The sequence below is a fragment of the Clostridium sp. genome, assembly GCF_029267215.1.
Classification (GTDB): domain Bacteria; phylum Bacillota; class Clostridia; order Clostridiales; family Clostridiaceae; genus Sarcina.
The window spans coordinates 1-19,618 of sequence record NZ_JARIDH010000032.1 but is presented as its reverse complement, the minus strand read 5'-3'; the positions used below and the strand labels follow the sequence as shown (position 1 = coordinate 19,618).

19 protein-coding genes and 1 riboswitch are annotated in these 19,618 nt (G+C 28.3%); of the genes, 14 read left to right on the top strand and 5 right to left on the bottom strand.

The window, feature by feature from the left end; translation table 11 throughout:
* The first annotated feature begins 139 nt into the window (after positions 1-139).
* The 8 genes from rnmV to Q1K13_RS05015 all read left to right on the top strand — a co-directional run bounded on the left by rnmV (position 140) and on the right by Q1K13_RS05015 (position 6,627).
* The gene (rnmV, locus tag Q1K13_RS05050; protein ID WP_300348153.1) at positions 140-688 is read left to right on the top strand and encodes a ribonuclease M5; all 549 of its coding nucleotides are present in this window, start codon (positions 140-142) and stop codon (positions 686-688) included.
* A gap of 11 nt (positions 689-699) precedes the next feature.
* Complete coding sequence (gene rsmA / locus Q1K13_RS05045; protein WP_300348151.1) at positions 700-1,557, top strand: 16S rRNA (adenine(1518)-N(6)/adenine(1519)-N(6))-dimethyltransferase RsmA; 858 nt, start codon at positions 700-702, stop codon at positions 1,555-1,557.
* Between the two features lie 98 nt (positions 1,558-1,655).
* A complete protein-coding gene (locus Q1K13_RS05040) occupies positions 1,656-2,996 on the top strand; it encodes a hypothetical protein (protein WP_300348149.1) in 1,341 nt (446 codons plus the stop codon).
* 171 nt (positions 2,997-3,167) lie between these two features.
* On the top strand, positions 3,168-3,740 hold the full coding sequence (locus tag Q1K13_RS05035; RefSeq protein WP_300348147.1) for a hypothetical protein: 573 nt from the start codon (positions 3,168-3,170) through the stop codon (positions 3,738-3,740).
* 99 nt (positions 3,741-3,839) lie between these two features.
* Entirely contained in the window at positions 3,840-4,610 is a 771-nt protein-coding gene (locus Q1K13_RS05030; RefSeq protein ID WP_300348146.1) for a prolipoprotein diacylglyceryl transferase, read from the top strand.
* Entirely contained in the window at positions 4,600-5,442 is an 843-nt protein-coding gene (locus Q1K13_RS05025; protein ID WP_300348145.1) for a YhfM domain-containing protein, read from the top strand. Before Q1K13_RS05030 ends, Q1K13_RS05025 begins: the two co-directional genes overlap by 11 nt.
* A 20-nt stretch (positions 5,443-5,462) precedes the next feature.
* On the top strand, positions 5,463-6,317 hold the full coding sequence (locus Q1K13_RS05020) for an Mrp/NBP35 family ATP-binding protein (protein ID WP_300348143.1): 855 nt from the start codon (positions 5,463-5,465) through the stop codon (positions 6,315-6,317).
* A 121-nt stretch (positions 6,318-6,438) separates the two neighbouring features.
* On the top strand, positions 6,439-6,627 hold the full coding sequence (locus Q1K13_RS05015) for a ferredoxin (RefSeq protein WP_300348141.1): 189 nt from the start codon (positions 6,439-6,441) through the stop codon (positions 6,625-6,627).
* A 42-nt stretch (positions 6,628-6,669) separates the two neighbouring features.
* Here the strand turns inward: Q1K13_RS05015 and Q1K13_RS05010 are convergent, their stop codons facing one another.
* From Q1K13_RS05010 to Q1K13_RS05000, 3 genes are all read right to left on the bottom strand, one after another.
* Positions 6,670-7,110, bottom strand: a complete 441-nt coding sequence (locus tag Q1K13_RS05010) for a PadR family transcriptional regulator (RefSeq protein WP_300348139.1) — start codon at positions 7,108-7,110, stop codon at positions 6,670-6,672.
* Between the two features lie 3 nt (positions 7,111-7,113).
* Positions 7,114-7,959, bottom strand: coding sequence for a DegV family protein (locus Q1K13_RS05005; protein WP_300348137.1), 846 nt, complete (start codon positions 7,957-7,959; stop codon positions 7,114-7,116).
* A gap of 170 nt (positions 7,960-8,129) precedes the next feature.
* The gene (locus tag Q1K13_RS05000) at positions 8,130-9,197 is read right to left on the bottom strand and encodes a DUF3048 domain-containing protein (RefSeq protein WP_300348135.1); all 1,068 of its coding nucleotides are present in this window, start codon (positions 9,195-9,197) and stop codon (positions 8,130-8,132) included.
* A 260-nt stretch (positions 9,198-9,457) separates the two neighbouring features.
* On the opposite strand from Q1K13_RS05000, the gene Q1K13_RS04995 reads away from it, so the two are divergent.
* The 3 genes from Q1K13_RS04995 (at position 9,458) to Q1K13_RS04985 (ending at position 14,748) form a co-directional block, all read left to right on the top strand.
* Positions 9,458-11,575: an anaerobic ribonucleoside triphosphate reductase gene (locus tag Q1K13_RS04995; protein WP_300348133.1), complete on the top strand. Its 2,118-nt coding sequence runs from the start codon at positions 9,458-9,460 to the stop codon at positions 11,573-11,575.
* A gap of 136 nt (positions 11,576-11,711) precedes the next feature.
* A riboswitch (purine riboswitch) is annotated at positions 11,712-11,811 on the top strand.
* Between the two features lie 79 nt (positions 11,812-11,890).
* Positions 11,891-12,883 (top strand): adenosine deaminase, encoded by a 993-nt coding sequence (gene add / locus Q1K13_RS04990; RefSeq protein WP_300348131.1) that lies wholly within the window; start codon positions 11,891-11,893, stop codon positions 12,881-12,883.
* Positions 12,884-13,389: 506 nt separating this feature from the next.
* Complete coding sequence (locus tag Q1K13_RS04985) at positions 13,390-14,748, top strand: MATE family efflux transporter (protein WP_366522615.1); 1,359 nt, start codon at positions 13,390-13,392, stop codon at positions 14,746-14,748.
* Positions 14,749-14,802: 54 nt separating this feature from the next.
* Here the strand turns inward: Q1K13_RS04985 and Q1K13_RS04980 are convergent, their stop codons facing one another.
* Positions 14,803-15,423 carry an HD domain-containing protein gene (locus tag Q1K13_RS04980; RefSeq protein WP_300348129.1) on the bottom strand — a complete coding sequence of 207 codons (621 nt, stop codon included), beginning with the start codon at positions 15,421-15,423 and terminating at the stop codon, positions 14,803-14,805.
* A 114-nt stretch (positions 15,424-15,537) separates the two neighbouring features.
* Between Q1K13_RS04980 and nrdG the strand changes: the two genes are divergently transcribed.
* The 3 genes from nrdG (at position 15,538) to Q1K13_RS04965 (ending at position 18,386) form a co-directional block, all read left to right on the top strand.
* Positions 15,538-16,047 carry an anaerobic ribonucleoside-triphosphate reductase activating protein gene (gene nrdG / locus Q1K13_RS04975; protein ID WP_300348128.1) on the top strand — a complete coding sequence of 170 codons (510 nt, stop codon included), beginning with the start codon at positions 15,538-15,540 and terminating at the stop codon, positions 16,045-16,047.
* A 133-nt stretch (positions 16,048-16,180) separates the two neighbouring features.
* Positions 16,181-16,732 (top strand): YcxB family protein, encoded by a 552-nt coding sequence (locus Q1K13_RS04970; protein WP_300348126.1) that lies wholly within the window; start codon positions 16,181-16,183, stop codon positions 16,730-16,732.
* A gap of 175 nt (positions 16,733-16,907) precedes the next feature.
* Positions 16,908-18,386, top strand: coding sequence for a leucyl aminopeptidase (locus Q1K13_RS04965; RefSeq protein ID WP_300348125.1), 1,479 nt, complete (start codon positions 16,908-16,910; stop codon positions 18,384-18,386).
* Positions 18,387-18,587: 201 nt separating this feature from the next.
* Here Q1K13_RS04965 and asnS read toward each other — a convergent pair.
* Positions 18,588-19,618: asparagine--tRNA ligase (asnS, locus tag Q1K13_RS04960; protein ID WP_300348124.1), on the bottom strand; the 1,031-nt coding region annotated here is incomplete at its 5' end.

Sequence of the window (19,618 nt, the reverse complement as noted above, 5' to 3'; positions counted from 1 at the left end):
ATAAAAAAATTTATATATAATATATCTATTTAGAAATTAAATAGAGTTTTATAAATTAAACATTGATGAATGAAAATATATTTACATAAATGGAGAATGCTTAATTTAAGTATTTATAATTAGAAAGGGAGTTTTGACCTTGATTAAAGAAGTTATCGTAGTTGAAGGAAGAGATGATATAACAGCAGTAAAAAAAGCTGTGGATGCCGAAATGATTGCTGTTGGTGGGTTTGGAATAAATGCAAAGGTAATAGAGAGAATAAAGGAAGCACAGAAGAGAAAGGGTGTTATAGTTCTTACTGATCCTGATTTTGCTGGGGAAAAAATAAGAAATATAATTTCTAAGAGAGTTAAAGGTGTTAAACATGCTTATATTGGAAGAGAAGAAGGAACAAGAGCTAAGGATGGAAATATAGGTGTGGAAAATGCTTGCCCAGAAGCTATTATAAAAGCTTTAGAAAGTGCAAAAATAACACTTGAAGATAAGAGAGAAGAGTTTACAATACAAGATTTAATATACTTTGGATTATCAGCAGATCCAAAAGCAAAGCTTAGAAGAGAATTGCTTGGAAAAGAATTAAGAATTGGTTATGGTAATGCAAACCAAGTTCTTTCAAGATTAAATAACTATGGCATAACAAAAGAAGAATTTGTTAAAGCTATAGAAAAGATAGAAAAAATGATATAGGAGAAAAATGAATGGATATAAACGATATAAAAGATATCAAGACCAAGGAGCTTGTTCAAAAGTATAACTTTAGATTTTCAAAAAGTTTAGGACAAAACTTCCTAATAGATGAGTCTGTGCCTAGAGATATAGTTAATGGGGCAGATGTTAATGAAGAGGATTTAGTAATAGAGATTGGACCTGGGGTTGGTACACTTACTGCCCAGTTGCTTAAGAGAGCTAAGAGGGTTGTTGCTATTGAGCTAGATAGTTCATTAATACCAATATTAACAGCCGAGCTTGGAGATAATCAAAAATTTCAATTAATACATAATGATGCCTTAAAAGTAGATTTTAATGAAATTATAGGAGAAGAGAAGAGTGTTAAGCTTGTTGCTAACTTACCATACTATGTAACAACTCCTATAATAGTAAATCTATTAAAAGGTGGATATAATTTTAAATCATTAACAATAATGATTCAAAAAGAAGTTGCAGAGAGAATGAATGCAGAACCAAATTGTAAGGATTATGGCGCATTATCAATTTTAGTACAATATTACTGCAATACTAAGATTGTTAGAAAAGTACCACCTTCATGCTTTATACCAAGACCAAAGGTTGATTCTATAGTAATAAGATTAGAAAGATTAGAAGAACCAAGTGTTAAGGTTAATAATGAAAAATTATTCTTTGAGATTGTTAGACATGCATTCAATATGAGAAGAAAAACTTTATGGAATGCAACTAAGAATATAAAACTTGATAAAGAACTTATGCAAAAAGCATATGAAGAATCAGGAATAGATCCAAAGAGAAGAGGAGAAACTTTAAGTTTAGCTGAGTTTGGTGCTCTTTCAGATGCAATAGATAAATATATGAATAATTAGATGTTCTAGAGAATAAGAATTTAAAAAATTTTTATTCTCTTTTTTTTTATTCTTTCATATACTGTAAAGAATAAAATTATATTGGAGGGACCAGAGAATTGGCACATAATAAATCATATAGAAGTTTTATAATTTTACAAGAAGATGAAAAAGGACATTCAATGGCTTCAGATAAGCCTTTAACTGGATATGCCAAAATAGAAACTAGAAATGATAAATGTAAGGTTTCTTTCTATGCTCAGAATTTAAAGAAAGATTATAAAGAGTGTTGCATGATACTTGTATGCGATAAAAAAGATTTTAAAAAGAATATAAATCTTGGTCCAATGAACATAAGTCCGCAAGGAAAGGCTGAAATGAACATAGAATACGATTCTATCAACATAGGTGATTTAAACATATCTTATGACAAAATAGTTGGAGCTGCAGTTGGAAAAGAGATTAATGGTAGAATTGTTTTCTTTATGTGTGGATTTTTAAATAATCAAATGCCTAAAGATAACTGGAAAAACTATGATCTTAAGAAGGTTGTTGGTGGAGAAGTTAAGGAAAAGGTAAATAAGGAATATAAATATAAGAATGATAAAGAATATAAGAAGGAAGAGAAAAAAGAGCATAAAAAATATGACTATAAAAAGAGTGAAGATAACAAAAAAGAGGATTATAGCAAGAATAAAGAGTATAATGATGATGAAAAACATAGTTGTGAAGATATAATTGAAGAAAAGCCAAAAAATGAAAAAGTAATGAAAGAAAAAAAGGAAAATATCAAAACATATAGTAAGGAAAAAGAGTGTTATGAAAAAGATGATGATGAATACTATATGAAAGAAAAGAAAGATTATAGTAAGAAAGAAGAAATAAAGAGAGACTTTGATTATATAGGTAAATTAGAAAGAGGTTCTGATAGCTATCAGGGAGAGGAGTATGAGTTAGAGAATAGATTTGATAAGTATGAAGAAGATATAGAGTCAGTTAAGTATAGAGAGAAAGTTAATGTGCAAGGAGAAAGTTATGAGGTAGATTTTGATAGCCCTATAGGCGAAATCATAGTTGGTGCATTAGAAGGATGTGAAAAAGTAACTGGTTTTGCTAAAGATATAAAAAGGTGTGCTTGGTACAAGGTAGATGTAGATAGTTTTGATGCTATGTGTAACATGTCAAATTATAATAAGTACACAATGATGTATTATCCAATGATAAATTATTATCCATATATAAATAAGAAAGGGCATTTCTTCTTTGGAATTAAGTGTGATAAGGATGGAGAAATAAAATATATTTTATATGCAATTCCAGGAACAAAGAGCAAAAAAGATCAACCTTATGGTGGAAGAACAGGATTTGTTACTTGGGATGAGCATGGTGAAGAGGGAAATGGATATTGGATAATGTTCTATGACTTTGAAAATTCATGTGTTGTTATTCCTATGAAATAAATTTAACTAAAAACTGTTTATATAGAAAAACTATATAGACAGTTTTTCTTTGTTTAAAGCAAAGTTTTTTATTTTGGTAATGTGTTTTAATTTTATGGTAATTTTTAAAGTTAACTTGAATATATTTAAGTATAGACTTTTTACTAAATGAGGGAAAAGAGGTGAAACAATATGAATAAAAAGCAGTTAGGAATAACATTAGTACTGATTCTTCTTATGCTTATATTAGTTAGTGGTGAGAATATATTTAATAATAATATAAACAGAGTTGCATTGATAAATAAGAATATTGAAGGACTTAGTACATATACTGCCCTAGATGGAGTTGTATCTTATAAGTTACCTGATAGTTGGGATGTAGAAGAAAAGAAATATCCAGGAAACTATATTATTTATGATAATAATTTTACTAGTGAAGATATGGGTATTTTTGGATATGTTCAAATATTAAATTTTGAAGAGAAAATAGATAATGTAATTGAAAAGGATAAGAAAAATTTAGACACAAGTAATGTAAGCAATTATTTGATTGTGGATGAAAAGATTGAAGATGATATTGTTAAGAAAGTTGTATTTAAAGAGAAAAATGAAAAGGGAGATATATATATAAATACTATCTACTACAAGGAAATTGGTGAAAATAAGATAGTGAAAGTATTATTTAGTGCTAGTGAGAAGAATGAAAAAGAGGATTATTCTGTTGTGTATAAAGCAATAATTCATAGTTTGTTTGACAATGATTAGAAAATTTGATTTGAATTTGTATAAGTATTATAATTATTTAAAAGAGAAGCATAAATTATGCTTCTTTTTTAAATTTACAAATTAAATATGGAGGAGTTTATGAGAATTGTTTTAGGGGAAATTTTTGGCTTGAAGATTTATAGCTATGGATTTATGATAGGACTAGGCATAATTTGTGCTACCTTATTATTCATAAACAGGGCTACCAAAAGGGGGTACAATGAAGATAAATTATTCAATGCAACTATCATAACTGTTATCTCTGGAATACTTGGAGGAAAGTTACTTTATATAATTACGGAATGGAAACTTGTAACAGAAGATCCAAGCATAATATTTAGAGATTTTGGAAATGGATTTGTAATTTACGGAGCTATAATTGGAGGAGCCTTAGCAATTGCAATGTATTCTCGTAAAAATAAGTGGAGTGTGTTAGAACTTAGTGATTTGGTTATACCTGGGGTTGCTATAGCACAAGGTTTTGGAAGAATAGGATGTTTCCTTGCAGGATGTTGTTATGGAGCTGAAACACATAGCTTTATAGGGGTTGTTTTTCCAAAGGGTTCATTAGCACCGGCAGGAATTCCATTATATCCAACACAAATTTTTTCATCAGTTTTTGATTTTGCATTAGGTTTATTTTTACTATGGTATGGCAATAAAAATAAAGAACATGGAAAAACTCTTAGTATGTATATGATAATATACAGCATAGGAAGATTCTTTGTTGAATTTTTACGAAATGACCCTAGAGGTAACGTTGGATTTTTATCTACATCTCAATTTATATCAATATTTATATTAATAGGAGGAATTATACTATATAATATAAATAAAATAAAAGGGAGAAAACAAACAAGTGAAAAATAAAAAAGTAAGTTTTATTATAGTATTATGTATAGCTTTAGGATTAATTATTGTTGGATGTACATCTAAGGATATAACTAATAAATTTGGTGGAAATAAGAATACAGACTTTGAATATATAAAAGAAAATAAAACAGATAAAATTGTTATTCAAAGTACAAGAGATCCTGGATTTAGATTTTTAGTTAAAGAAAAATTAGTTATAGACAATATATACAACATGTTATCAGATGCAGAGGTGGTTAAAAAGAAAACAGACTTACCTCCAGACTATATTTTTGAAATTCATGTAGGGGATGAAGTTAAAACTTTTTACTATGTAACAGGAGTAAAAAATAGTGGAGAAGGTAACTTCTATGATGATAATCATTTTTACAGAATATCAAAAAGATTAGATAACTATTTGATGCAGAACATGCAAGTAATAAGAAAGCCTAGAGAATTTGATGAAGTTTATTATGATTCAATATTGAAAGTTTTAGAAAAAGAAAAAGAAGAATTAAATAAAGATAATAGAAAAGTTGGAGTAGATATATTTGGTGATAGAGAATGCACAAGATATATGTTATCAGTTGACATTGAAGATTTTGAAGATCAAATGAAAAAAATTGTGCCAAATGCTTCAATAATGAACCATAATAGAAATGATTTTGATATAATAGTTAGTGTTAGAAACTATGGTTATACATCAACAATGTTTAGAACAATAATAACCATAGAAAACAAAGTAACTCATTCAGAAAAGAAATTCTATGTAGATGGGGAGTATAAAAACTCTTGGGATATTAAAGTTTATGACAGTTGGAATGATGTCGAAAAGGAATGGAATAAATAAATTAATGGAGGAGTTTTATTATGGGAAGTTGTGCAAGTTGTGCCAATAAAGATAAATGTGGTTCAGCTAGTAAAAATGGAGGATGCAGTTCATCTGTATCTTTAAAACTAGGAAATAATTATGGAAATATAAAAAATGTTATCGGAGTTATAAGTGGTAAAGGTGGAGTTGGTAAATCAACTGTTACTGGAATATTAGCAACTCAGTTAGCTAAAAAAGGATATAAAGTTGGAGTTTTAGATGCCGATATAACTGGTCCATCAATGCCAAGATTCTTTGGAATAAATGAAAAAAGAGCTGACATGATAGCTATGGATAGCGAAGGAAAGCAAGTTAAATTTGTTCCAGTAAAAACTGAATTAGGTGTAAAAGTTATTTCAATGAACTTACTTATGGAAGTTGAAGATGATCCTGTAATATGGAGAGGACCAATGGTTACAGGAGTATTAAATCAAATGTTTAGGGATACAGAGTGGGAAGAATTAGATTATTTATTAATAGATATGCCACCAGGAACAAGTGATATTACTTTAACAGTAATGCAAACATTCCCTATTAAGGAACTTGTAATAGTTTCAACACCTCAAGATATGGTTTCTATGATAGTTAAGAAACTTGTTACTATGGCTAATAAGATGAATGTTAAGGTAAGAGGTGTTGTTGAAAACATGGCTTACATTGAATGTGAATGTGGTAAGAAGATGAAAGTATTTAGCAAAAAATCTTCAGAAGAACATGCTGAATATTTAGGACTTCCTTTAATAGGAGAATTACCAATAAACTTAGATTTAACAGAAGCATTAGAAGAGGGAAAAGCAGAAGCTTATGTAGCTGAAAATCCATTATATTCATTAATATTTGAAGGATTATACTAATTAATATAGAGGCATGATTTTTAAGTCATGCCTTTTTATTTTTATAAATAATTAAAATTACATAGAATCCTTAAAAATGATAATACTATAACTATTAATCTAATTTAAGGAGGAAGCAACAATGAAAGCAGCAGTAGATAAAGATACTTGCATTGGATGTGGACTATGTCCGTCAATAGCAGCAGATGTTTTTGATATGGATGATGATGGAAAAGCTCATGTAATAGTAGATGAAGTTCCAGCAAATAGTGAAGAAGTAGCCAAAGAGGCTGAAACAAGCTGTCCAGTAGGAGCTATATCAGTAGGATAATAAAAAGATTCTAAGAGAAATTAATTCTCTTAGAATCTTTTTTTAGTTATAGAGATTAGAATATATTATTTTAAAAACCTCTAAGGCCTCTTTTATTTTAGGTTTTAATAGATGTTTCTTTTGTTCAAATTCTAATAAACCTTCTGGAGTAAGAGAATAAACCTTTTGTATTTTACGTTTAGGATCATCCCATTCTCCGACTACAAAGCCTTGCTTTTCTAATTTTTTTAATAAAGGATAAATACCACCTGTACTTGGAATCCAAAGTCCATGGGTATGTTCTCCTATTTTTTGTGCTAAATCATTTCCATTTGTAGGTTGTATGCTTAGAATATGCAATGCATAAATTGGTAGTAAACCTTTAGTAAAAACCTGTCCAACAGCATTTTTTTCTTTTTGAACTTTTTTTAACTTAGAAACTTGCTTTTTATATTCTTCATAAAGGCGTTTTTCTTCAGCTTTTATAAATTCATCATTATACATAGTTTAAATTCCTTTTTGAATTGATACTCCTACCATTCCAGGACCAGCATGTACACCCATGGCAGCACCAATTGATCTAATTTCAGATTTTAGTAAGTTAGGGTGGTTTTCTATTGAAGAAAGTATTTGATTAGCTTCCTCTTCAGCCATTCCATTTAATATAGATATATTGCATTTATCTTCGTCAAGATGCTCTAAAATTATATTTATAAGCTTTTTTAAAGATTGTTTTCTTCCTCTTGCTTTAGTATAAGTACAATAAGCACCATTTTCATCAACACTTATTATAGGTTTTAAGTGAAGTAAATCACCAACTGTTCCAGCTACTTTTCCGATTCTTCCACCTTTTCTTAAATATTCTAAAGTGTTAATGGTATAGTAACCAGTTGTTGATTCTCTTATAATTGGTAAATCTTTAATTATTTCTTCAAAACTTTTTCCTTCATAAACTAATTCAGAAGCTTTTAAAACTATAGAACCTAGAGGGAAACCAATTATTTTACTATCAAATAGAAATGATTTAATAGTTGTTCTTTCTTCTATTATTAATCTAGCTGCATTAAATGTTCCAGATAATGAACTAGATATAAAAATTCCTATTAGGTGAGTGTAGCCTTCCTCTTCTAGTTTGTCTAAAACTGAATTTATATAATCAGGGCTACAAAGCGAAGTTGTAGGAACTTCATTATGTAAGTTTTGGTAAACTTCATTTGATGTTATATCAAAAATATCATTATATTCTTTATCTTTATAGATTATCTTTAGTGGTAATACATTTATATTAAATTTATTTATTTCATTTATAGTTAAGTCACAAGAACTATCTGTTATTATAGCGATTTTTTGCAAGTTATTTGTCCCCCAATCCTTTTATTGTTTATTGCATTATATATCAATATTGAGAGTGTTATCAATACTGATAATGGTACAAAAGGAAAACAATCTGTTAATAAAATATTAAAACAGATTATTTTTGAGGAAAACGGTTTACAAATAAACTTAATGGTTTATTTGTAAACTTAATTAAAGTTTAATTTTGAATTTGGATCAACTATATGCCAAATAGTATTTCCTGATGAAAGAGTAACTAGAGAATTATCTTCAAATTTTAGAGTAGTTTTACTATTCAAATTATCTTTTCTCCAATTTATTTTTTCTATTTTTCCATTAGTAAGTAAATAACCTTCTCCTTCACCAACTAAATCCACATCTATATGTACATTATCAGATTGTAAAGACATATTAGTAATTTGAATAATTATGTTTTTAAATTTTAAAGTTTCACCTGTATTTTTATCAATTGATAATTTACCATCCATGTATTTTTCGTAAAAACCATCTACATATTTATAGGAAGTATTATAATAGTTACTTAATTTTAAATTAATATTAGAAGAATAGTTGTTTGAATTTAACAATGCATTATCTTCAAATTTAAGATTGTTTTCTTTTGAGTATTGAAGGGAATTATCTTTTATAAAATTTCTTATATTATCAGCAGAGGTATATAAGTTATGAGGGGCTTTTCTAGTTTTATCTCTCCAAAAAGCAGTACCATTTTTAATTTCATTTATACTATTTAGAGAATCATCTGTTGATATTGCTAACAAAGCTTCCTGGCTACCTCCGCAATGAGCAAATGGAAGAGAATGCTCTTTTGATATGTTTAGGAAGTATGGACGTACACTTCTAACTGGTCCTATTACTTCAGGAAAACTTTTATGAAATAATGCTAAGAATCTAGGAATACCTCCTTCAGTCATAGTTTCATAAACTAAATCAGCTTGAGATAATCCACTTTGTGGGCGAGCATCTCTTGAATTTTCAACTATACATAAGAAAGGAATATTATCAATTGATTCTGAGTCTAATAAACTTCCTGTATATGGGCTGAATATTTCTTGAGACTTTTCTGAGTTTAAATAGTTTTTAGAATTATTTTTACTAAAAGTTTCTTTTAATGAATCTATCCCTTTTAAAGTATTTATTTCTTTTTCTTGGTTTAATGGAACTATAAAGTTTCCTAAAAATAATCCAATTAATAAGCTAACTATCAATTGGATTGATATTAACAGTATTTTTTTCATTTAATATCCTCCTTCGTATGGCAATATACATAAAATATTATGTTACATTAAATGGAATATTATTCATCATATGGAGAAGTGATTAACAATATTTTTCTAATGTCAACTAAAGAAAAAATGAATATGTGCTAAGAAAAAGAAGAAAAGATGGAGATAATAAGGTCTTTTTTAACTATAAGGATTTTTGAAAATTAGCATAACTAGCTATAGTGGGGTATAATGGTTCGAGTACAATATATAGTGGAGTGGAGGAAGTATTAATGCTACATGTTGTGAAAAGGGACGGTAGAGAAGCAAGATTTAATGCAGATAAAATAGCAAACGCAATAAAAGGAGCAGCCAATGAAATTGGCGTTACAATAAGAGAAAGTCAAGTTTTAGATACTATACAAAAGGTAATCAACTACATAGAAATGTCAGGTAAGACAAAAGTAACAGTTGAGGAAATTCAAGTATTAGTAGAAAAAGCTTTAGTAGACAACGGATTTAATAAAATAGCTAGTGCTTATAAGGCATATAGAACAGAAAGAACAAAAGTTAGGGAAATTAAATCAGACTTAATGAAAGCTATTAGTAAGATCGGAATAGAAACTGATAGAGATAATGCTAACGTAGGAAATAACTTCTCATCAAAATTATTAAGAATAGCTTCAGAATCTAACAAGTGGTTTAATTTAGCAAATATGCCTAAAGAATTATCAAGAGCTCATGAAAATGGAGATGTGTATTACCATGATTTAGATAGTTATAATTTAACTACTAACTGTTTACACATACCAACTGGTGAGTTACTACAAAGTGGATTTAACACAGGATACGGAACAATAAATGCCCCAAGAAGAATAGAAACTGCCGCTGAGTTATCATGTATTTTATTACAATCAACTCAAAATGATATGTTTGGTGGTCAATCACACCCAGACTTTGATAATGATATGAGTGTTTTTGTAGAGCCTACAAGAGAAGAAATTAGAGAAGAGTATATAAGTTTAGGCTTAGAAGGCGAGAAATTAGATGAACTAGTTGAAAAAAAATTAAGAGAAAGAGTTCATCAAGCTATGCAAGGTATTGTATATAATTTAAACACTATGCATTCAAGAGCAGGATCACAGGTTCCATTTAGTTCATTAAACTTAGGAATACCAAATAATGAGGATGCAGCATTAGTGTGTGAAGTATTCTTAAAAGAGTATGATAAAGGTTTAGGAAAAGGTGAGCAACCAATATTCCCTAACATAATATTTAGAGTAAAAGAAGGGGTTAACAGAGATACTGAAGATCCATACTTCTATTTATATGAATTAGCATGTAGAGTAGCAGCTAAAAGAATGAACCCAACCTTCATGAATATCGATGCGGACTTTAATAAGGAATACTATGATAAAGGATATATGCCAGCAACTATGGGATGTAGAACTTATCTTATGAAAAATGTTAATGGAGAGCCAGGTTGCAAAGGTAGAGGAAATATAGCACCTACAACTTTAAACTTACCTAGACTTGGTATATTAGCAAAGAAAGATTTGGATAAATTCTTTGAATTATTAGATGATAGATTAAGAATAGCAAAAGAATCATTAATGCATAGATATGGAGTTCTTAAAAATTTAAAAGTTAAGGATTTACCATTTGTTGCAGGTCAAGGATTAATGAAAGGTGCTGAAAATTTAGGACCAGACGATTCAATAGAACCAATATTAAAACAAGGTACTTGGGGAATTGGATTTATAGGACTTGCAGAAACATTAATTGCTTTAACTGGAAAGCACCATGGAGAAGATGAGACTTCTAAAGAATTAGGATTAAAAATAATAGGTCATATAAGAGAATACTGTGATAGATTATGTGAAGAAACTAGTTTAAATTGGAGTTGTTATGCTACACCAGCAGAAGGTTTATCAGGAAAATTCATAAAACAAGATCAGAAAGCTTTTGGATGTATAGAAGGTGTAACTGATAAAGACTACTATACTAATAGTTTCCATGTTCCAGTTTACTATGCAATTTCAATTAAGCATAAAATTGATATAGAAGCACCATATCATAAATTATGTAATGGTGGACATATAAGTTATTTAGAAGTAGATGACTGTCCAAATGGTGAAGCTATAATGAAAATATTAAACTATGCATATAAGCAAACTAATATAAGTTACTTAGGAATCAACTTCCATATAAGATACTGTAAGGATTGTGGAACATACCTTCATAATAATGAGTGCAAGTGTACTAAATGTGGAAGTCAAGATATTCAAGGTATATCAAGAGTTACTGGGTACTTAAGTCTTGATGAAAGGTTTGGTCCAGGAAAATATCATGAGAGAGCAGACAGACGTTCACATTTAGATGGAAATAAAAAATCATATAAATGTGTTTAACATAATAAGAGTTTTAATAAAAGAGTCATATTAAAATTAATATGATTCTTTTATTTTATTGTTTTTAGGAGAAAGAAAATAAAGAAATGCTATTATTTTATTATTTTTTGTTGACTTAATATTTTTATGTGGTAGAATAAAAAACAATAAAAATCTTCGTATAACCCCAATAATATGGTTTGGGGGTTTCTACCAAGAACCAATAATTCTTGATTACGAAGAAAGCACTATAGGTGCTTTCTTCGTAATCAAGAATTTTTTTTAAAAATTTTTTTGGGAATTTATATAAATAATAATGTTTAGGGAGGATATAAAATGGATTTATTAAATTTACCTAAGATAGAGTTACATTGTCACTTGGATGGATCACTAAGAGTTGAAACTGCTATAGAATTAGCTAAAAAAGAAGGAATTGAATTAGAAAGTTATGACTATGATAAGGTTAAAGAATTATTAGTTATACCAGAAGATTGTTCATCACTAGATGAATATTTAAGAAGATTTGATCTTCCTGTTAGTATATTGCAAAAACCAGAAAATTTAGAAAGAGTAGCTTTTGAATTAATGGAAGATGCAAATAGAGAGAATGTAAAATATATAGAGATAAGATTTGCACCATTATTCCACTTAGAACAAGGAATGAATCAAGAAGAGGTAATTGAAAGTGTTATAAGGGGAATTAGAAAAGCTGAATCAATGTATGATATAAGAGGAAATGTAATATTATCATGTTTAAGACATCATTCTGTTGATAGTGTTTATGAAGTTATTGAAGCTGGTAAGAAATTTATAGGAAATGGAGTAGTTGCTATAGATCTAGCTGGTTGTGAGGTTAAAGATTTCGTAAAACCTTACGAAGAAGTTATGAATGTTGCTAGAGATGCTGGGTTTAGAGTTACAATTCATGCTGGTGAAACCGGATATGGAAAAAATGTTAAGGATGCAATTGAACTTTTAGGTGCTGAAAGAATAGGACATGGACTATTTATATTCAACGATAAGGAAGCATATGAATTAGTTAAAGAAAAAGGAGTAACTTTAGAAATGTGTCCTAAGAGTAATATAGATACTAAGGGGGTAAATGAATATGAAGAGCATCCTATTTATAAATATCATAAAGATGATATAAAAGTTAATTTAAGTACAGATAATAGAACTGTTTCTAATATAACTCTTACTGAAGAATTTTCAAATGTACATAAAGTATTTAATATAGATTTTGAGGATTATAAAAAAATTTACATTAATAGTATAGAAGCAGCTTTCTGTAATGAGGAATTAAAAAAGCAATTAAAATTAGCTATATAAAATAATATTAAACTTAGTATTATTTTTAATATATAAACTTAATATGAAGAGAATTTCTTTATAATTTAGAGAAATTGTTTTAAAAAGCACAAAATAATCCACAGGGATGAAGTATTCATTTACCTGTGGATTATTTTTTATTTTAACAGCTGTGGATAATTTTCAAAAAAATATTTTGTGGATAATTTTTTTGAATGTATTATTGTTAGTAATTTTGGTCTATTTTCACTAAAAAATTTAGTGAGAAATATATTATACCTAAAAATTTATGAAAATACTAGTATAAATTAGGTAACAAATTTATTTTATTATAATATTTTAAATTAGTGTAAAGAGTATAGATAATATATTGACTTTATGTTCTATTTATTAGAAAATAAATGAGATTTAAAAGCAGATGGGCGGCTGAGTACTACCCATTTGCTTTTATTTTTTTGTGCATATATTAAATTTAAGGGGGAATGATTTTGTTTAAAGATTTAAAGAATAAAGAGTTTTTATCTACTATGATTATGATGGCTGTTCCAATAACTATACAAAGTTTTATAACTTCATCATTAAACTTAGTTGATAACTTAATGGTTGGAAAACTTGGAGAAGAAGCCATTGCATCAGTAGGTTTAGCAAATCAATATATCTTTATCTTTACACTATGTATTTTAGGAGTAAATGCAGGTGCTAGTGTTTTTATGTCTCAATTTTGGGGAAAGAAAGATTTGAAAAATATTAAGAAGATTTTAGGCTTAGACTTAACAGTAGGTCTTGTTGTATCTATGATTTTTGCAATAGGTTGTGGAGTTTTTTCAAATGAAATAATGGAGATTTTATCTAATGACCCTAGAGTAATAGAATTAGGTGCTAACTATTTAAAAATTGTTGCTATAAGTTGTATATTTACTAATTTTACTCAAGCATATTCTTCTGCATTAAGAAGTACTGAGCAACCTAAAGTTCCTATGTATGCCAGCTTAATAGGTGTTTTAGTAAATGCGTGTTTAAATTGGGTATTTATATTTGGAAATTTAGGATTTAAAGAAATGGGAGTTTCAGGTGCTGCTTTAGCCACTACTATTGCAAGGGGTATTGAGATGATCGTTATTTTAACATTTGTTTATATTAAGAACAATAAGATAGCTTCAAGATTTGCTGAGCTTACTAGTTTTGATTTAAATTTTGTAAAAATATATTTTAGAACATCTTGGTCTGTTATTATAAATGAGATTGTTTGGTCATTAGGAATGACAGCATATTCTATTGCTTACGCAGCCATAGGAACAAATGCTGTAGCTAGTATGCAAATAGCCACAACATTAAATAATATGTTTATGGTTTTCCTAATAGGTCTTGCTACAGCCTCATCAATAATGATAGGAAATAAGATAGGTTCTGATGAAGAAGAAACAGCAAGGAAATATGCTAAGAGTATAGCAGTTATGTCTGTGAGTGTTGGATTTATATTAGGAGTTTTAATATGGATTACCGCTCCATTAGCATTGTTACCATTCAATATTAGTAAATCAACTTATCTAGACACATTAAAAGTGCTTAGAGTAATAGGATTATTCTTCACAATAAGAGCTTTTAATATGGTTATGATAGTTGGAGTATTTAGAGGTGGTGGAGATACTACTTATTCAATGCTTGTTCAATCAGGAACTATATGGTTATACGCTGTTCCAATGGCCTTCTTAGGTGCCACAGTATTCTCACTTCCTGTTTATAGTGTATATTTCCTAATATGTACTGAAGAATTCTTAAAGATTATATTTGAGGTAGGAAGATTAAAATCAGGTAAGTGGATAAAGAATGTTATAAATAATGTTAAGAATGAAGAAGTAAGTGAAGATGATTTAATACCTGTTTAAATAATTAAAGGTTGTATTAAGAGTTAATTTATAAAACTTAATACAACCTTATTTTTATAATATTAGTTTTTCAAAATACATGCATGTTTTAGAAGACATAACTTCTAAAAATTTATTGCTATCTAAAAGAACTTTTTCTAAACTACAATCTTTAAGAGAAAGAGTGTCTAGTTCATTACAAAGAGAAAGTAAAGCAATATCATGAATATCTGCTGTGTTTATTAAATCAATTATGCTATATGAAATTCTATTTAAAATAAAGGATGGAGCTGAGTGATGTTTAACTAGTGAAATTATGTTTTTATTTAGTATTTCATCATTACTAACCTCCCTAAGAATCCTTCTAGTTATTTCACCACCTATTTTATCGTGAATTGGATTAAGGGTTCTTATTTTACCTATATCGTGAAATAAAGCAGCCCACATAAAAGCTTTTTGATTATTTGATAGGTATTTGTATTTTGATGCTAAATCAACTACATTTAGCGTGTGAGTCCATATATTATCCTTATTTAGAATATTATCAATTTGATTTTCATTAGTAAATTGATTGAAAATATTAAAAGGAGAGTTTTTAAAATCATCTTTATTTTTTATTTGATTTAAAAATAAAGATGGTTTATTATCATTTAATAAGTGACTTTCGATTTCTAAAAATAAATTTTTACTGTTCATTTGATTTACCCCCTAATATAAATACTTATTTAGAGGATTAACATATGAATAGATTTTTAAACATTAAAAATGAAAAAATAAGCAACATATAGATAAAAAGTAGGAGGAATTTAAATGAGTAAAACTATCAGATTATCAGGTATAGCCTATGAGAGTTTAGTAAATGGTCCAGGAATAAGAAGAGTATTCTTTGCACAAGGATGTAAACATAATTGTGTAGGATGTTTCAATCCCGATACCCATGATTTTAATGGGGGAGAAATAATGGATATGGATAAATTAATAGCTGATTTAGCTGAAAATCCATTTATTGATGGAGTAACATTTAGTGGAGGAGATCCTTTAGAACAAGCTGATAAATTTATATATTTAGCTAAAGAAAGTAAAAAACTAGGATTAAATGTTTGGAGTTTTACTGGTTATAGATTTGAATTTATTTTAGAAAATGCAAATGATGAAAATAAGTGGAGAGAATTTTTAGAGAATATAGATGTTTTAGTTGATGGAAAGTTTGAGATTAATAAAAAAGAAGATGGATTAAGATTTAGAGGATCAGCTAATCAAAGGATAATTGATGTTAAAAAAAGTTTAAAACATGGTAAGATTTTTGAATTTCAATTTTAGTTGATTAAGTTTTTGTAAAATATTTCAAATGTAAATTATCTGTATAGTTTAATAAGGAAAGCTATGATAAAATTATTTATATAAATATTGTAGCTTTAATATTAGAGTATTAGTGGGCAATAGGGGGAAGTATATGTTGGAGTTTATTTTAGATAAAAATGAATTCATAGATTGTCGTAGAGATTTTATAAGTAGAGAATTTTTATTTTGGGTTTTATTTGAATTAATAGGTGCAGTTTTTGTTTTTATAATGACCATGGTTTTTATTAAAGCTAACAAAAATTTAAGTGAAACTTTCTACTTAGTTACTTTGTCAGTATGGATTATTTTCTCGATTATATGCAACAGAAATAATAAAAAATTAATACAAAAAGATATTCAAAATAAATTAAATTTACTAGAAGAAAGAAATATGTTTGGACCATGTATAATTGAAGTTTCAAGTGATGGGATTAATGTGATTTATAATAATGGCATAACAGGTAGAAGATATCCTTGGAAAATAGTAAGAGAAGTATTTTCTTTTAAAAAGAACATATATATTTATATATCATCATTTGATTATTTATCAATACCTAAAAATGCTTTTAAAAATGAAGAAGAACGTAATGGATTTTTAAACAAAATAAATAGTGATAGAAATGATATTAAAGAACGTCTGTTATCAATAATTGGACTTGTATAGAAGCTTAACTAAAAAGTTAAGCTTTTTTTATTAAATTTTAAATTGGTGATTTAAGTTACGTACTTTTTAATGAAATTAGGTTATATTGATTTTATAAATTTATTTAAAAAAATAATAATAGAAAAATAAGTAAAGTTTATAATATAGTATTAGAAAAACATAATGAGGTGAGAGTATGTATGACTTTTTAGTAAAAAAAGCAAAATGTACAGATACAGAGGCATTAATAATTCCATTTTTTGAAGATGAAACAAAAATATCTAGTGAAGAAGTTCAAAATACAATAGATATATTAAAGAAAAAAGGACAGTTTAAAGGAAGTTATGGAGAAATTTTCAATACAAATAGAATTGTTGAAGGAAATATACAAGATATAATATTATTGGGTCTTGGAAAATCAGAAGATTTAACAAAAGAAAATTTAAGAAGAGCTTTTGGTAAAGTTGTATCAGAAGTTAAAAGATTAAAGTGTAAAAGTGTTTTTGTTAGATTTGATGGAGGAAAATTTTCTTTAGAAGAATCTTTAAAAGCTTTAGTTGAAGGTATGGCATTGGCATCATATACTTTTAATAAATATAAGAGTGATAAAAAAGAAGAAAGTGAAGTAGTAATTCATATTGGTGGACATAATATAAAAGAGGATGAAGTCGAGAGCTGCGAAAAATTTGTAGAAGAAGCTTTATTACTTGCAGAAACAACTTGTCTAGCTAGAGATTTAGTTAACGAACCTGCAAATAAAATATATCCAGAAACACTAGCTAATAAGGTGTTAGAAACTGGTAAAAAATATGGTTTTGAAGTTGAAGTTTTTGATGAAAAACAAATAGAAGAATTGAAAATGGAAGCTTTTTTATCAGTAGGGATGGGTTCAGATAACTTACCAAGACTTATAGTAATGAGATACTTTGGAGATAGAGATAATATGGATCAAAGACTTGCATTAGTAGGTAAGGGATTAACTTATGATTCAGGTGGATATTCATTAAAACCTACAGCAGGAATGGCAACAATGAAATCAGATATGGGTGGAGCTGCCTCTGTGATTGGGGTTATCAGTGCAATAGCAAAGAAAAATCTAAAAATAAACGTAGTTGGTATAGTAGCTGCCTGTGAAAATATGATTTCAGGTCATGCTTATAAACCAGGAGATATAATTGGCTCAATGGCAGGAAAAACAATAGAAATTTTAAATACAGATGCAGAAGGAAGACTTACTTTAATTGATGCTGTAACTTATGCAATAGAAAAAGAAAAAGCAAGTGAGGTTATTGACTTAGCTACATTAACAGGGGCTGCTTTAGTTGCCTTAGGAGAGGATGTAACAGCTGTTATAACTAATAAAGATGAATTTTATAAAGAATTAAAAGAAGCTACAGAAATAACAGGAGAGAAGATGTGGCAGCTACCAAGCTTTGAAGATTATAAAAATCTTATTAAATCAAGTATAGCGGACTTAAAAAATATAGGTGGTAAATATGCAGGAACAATAACTGCTGGTTTATTCATTGGAGAGTTTGTTGAAAATAAACCATGGTTACATCTTGATATAGCAGGTCCAGCCTTTGCAGAGAAAAATTTAGATTACTGTCCAGCAGGTGGAACAGGGGCAGCAGTTAGAACTTTATATGAATTAGCTAAGAAGAGAAATAAATAATATAATTTTTAGATTATTCTAGAATATTTAAACCTAAATAAGATTTAACTTATAATATTCATTTTAAGGTATAACTTAAAAATACAAAGTTTGGTTTTTAATTAAAATTAAGTATTTCTTATAGGATAGCTAAAATCAAAATTCTTTTAAAAAAGAATAAAACAAAAAAAGAAGTGGATTTTCCACTTCTTTTTTATTTTATTAGAATTCTGATGAACCAGTAGTTCTTGGGAATGGAATTACGTCTCTTATGTTAGCCATTCCTGTGATATACATGATTAATCTTTCAAAACCTAGACCAAATCCTGAGTGAACAGTTCCACCGTATTTTCTAAGCTCTAGGTACCACCAGTAATCTTCTTCACTTAAGTTTAATTCAGCCATTCTAGCTTTTAAAACATCAAGTCTTTCTTCTCTTTGGCTACCACCTATTATTTCACCAATTCCAGGAACTAAACAATCCATAGCAGCCACTGTTTTTCCATCTTCATTTAATCTCATATAGAATGCTTTAATATCCTTTGGATAGTCAGTAACGAATACTGGCTTCTTGAATATTTCTTCAGTTAAGAATCTTTCATGCTCAGTTTGAAGATCTATTCCCCACTCAACTGGGTATTCGAATTCTTTACCTGATTCTTGAAGTAATTTAACAGCTTCTGTGTAAGAAACTTTACCAAAGTCTGAGCTTACAACATGGTTTAATCTTTCAACTAATCCTTTATCAACAAATTGATTGAAGAAAGCTATTTCTTCTGGACATTCATCCATTACGTATTTTATTACGTATTTTAGCATGTTTTCAGCAACTTCCATATCATCTATTAAGTCAGCAAATGCCATTTCAGGCTCTATCATCCAGAACTCAGCAGCGTGTTTAACTGTGTTTGAGTTTTCTGCTCTGAATGTTGGACCAAAAGTATAAATATTTCTGAATGCTAATGCGAAACACTCTGCATTTAATTGTCCTGAAACTGTTAAGTTAGTTTCTTTTCCAAAGAAATCTTGTGAAAAGTCGATTGATCCTTCTTCATTCATTGGAGGGTTCATCATATCTAAAGTAGTTACTCTGAACATTTCTCCTGCACCTTCACAGTCTGATCCTGTTAATATTGGAGTATGAGTGTAAACAAATCCTTGATCTTGGAAGAATTTATGGATAGCGTAAGCTGCAACACTTCTTACTCTGAATGTAGCTGAGAAAGCATTACTTCTTGGTCTTAAGTGAGCTA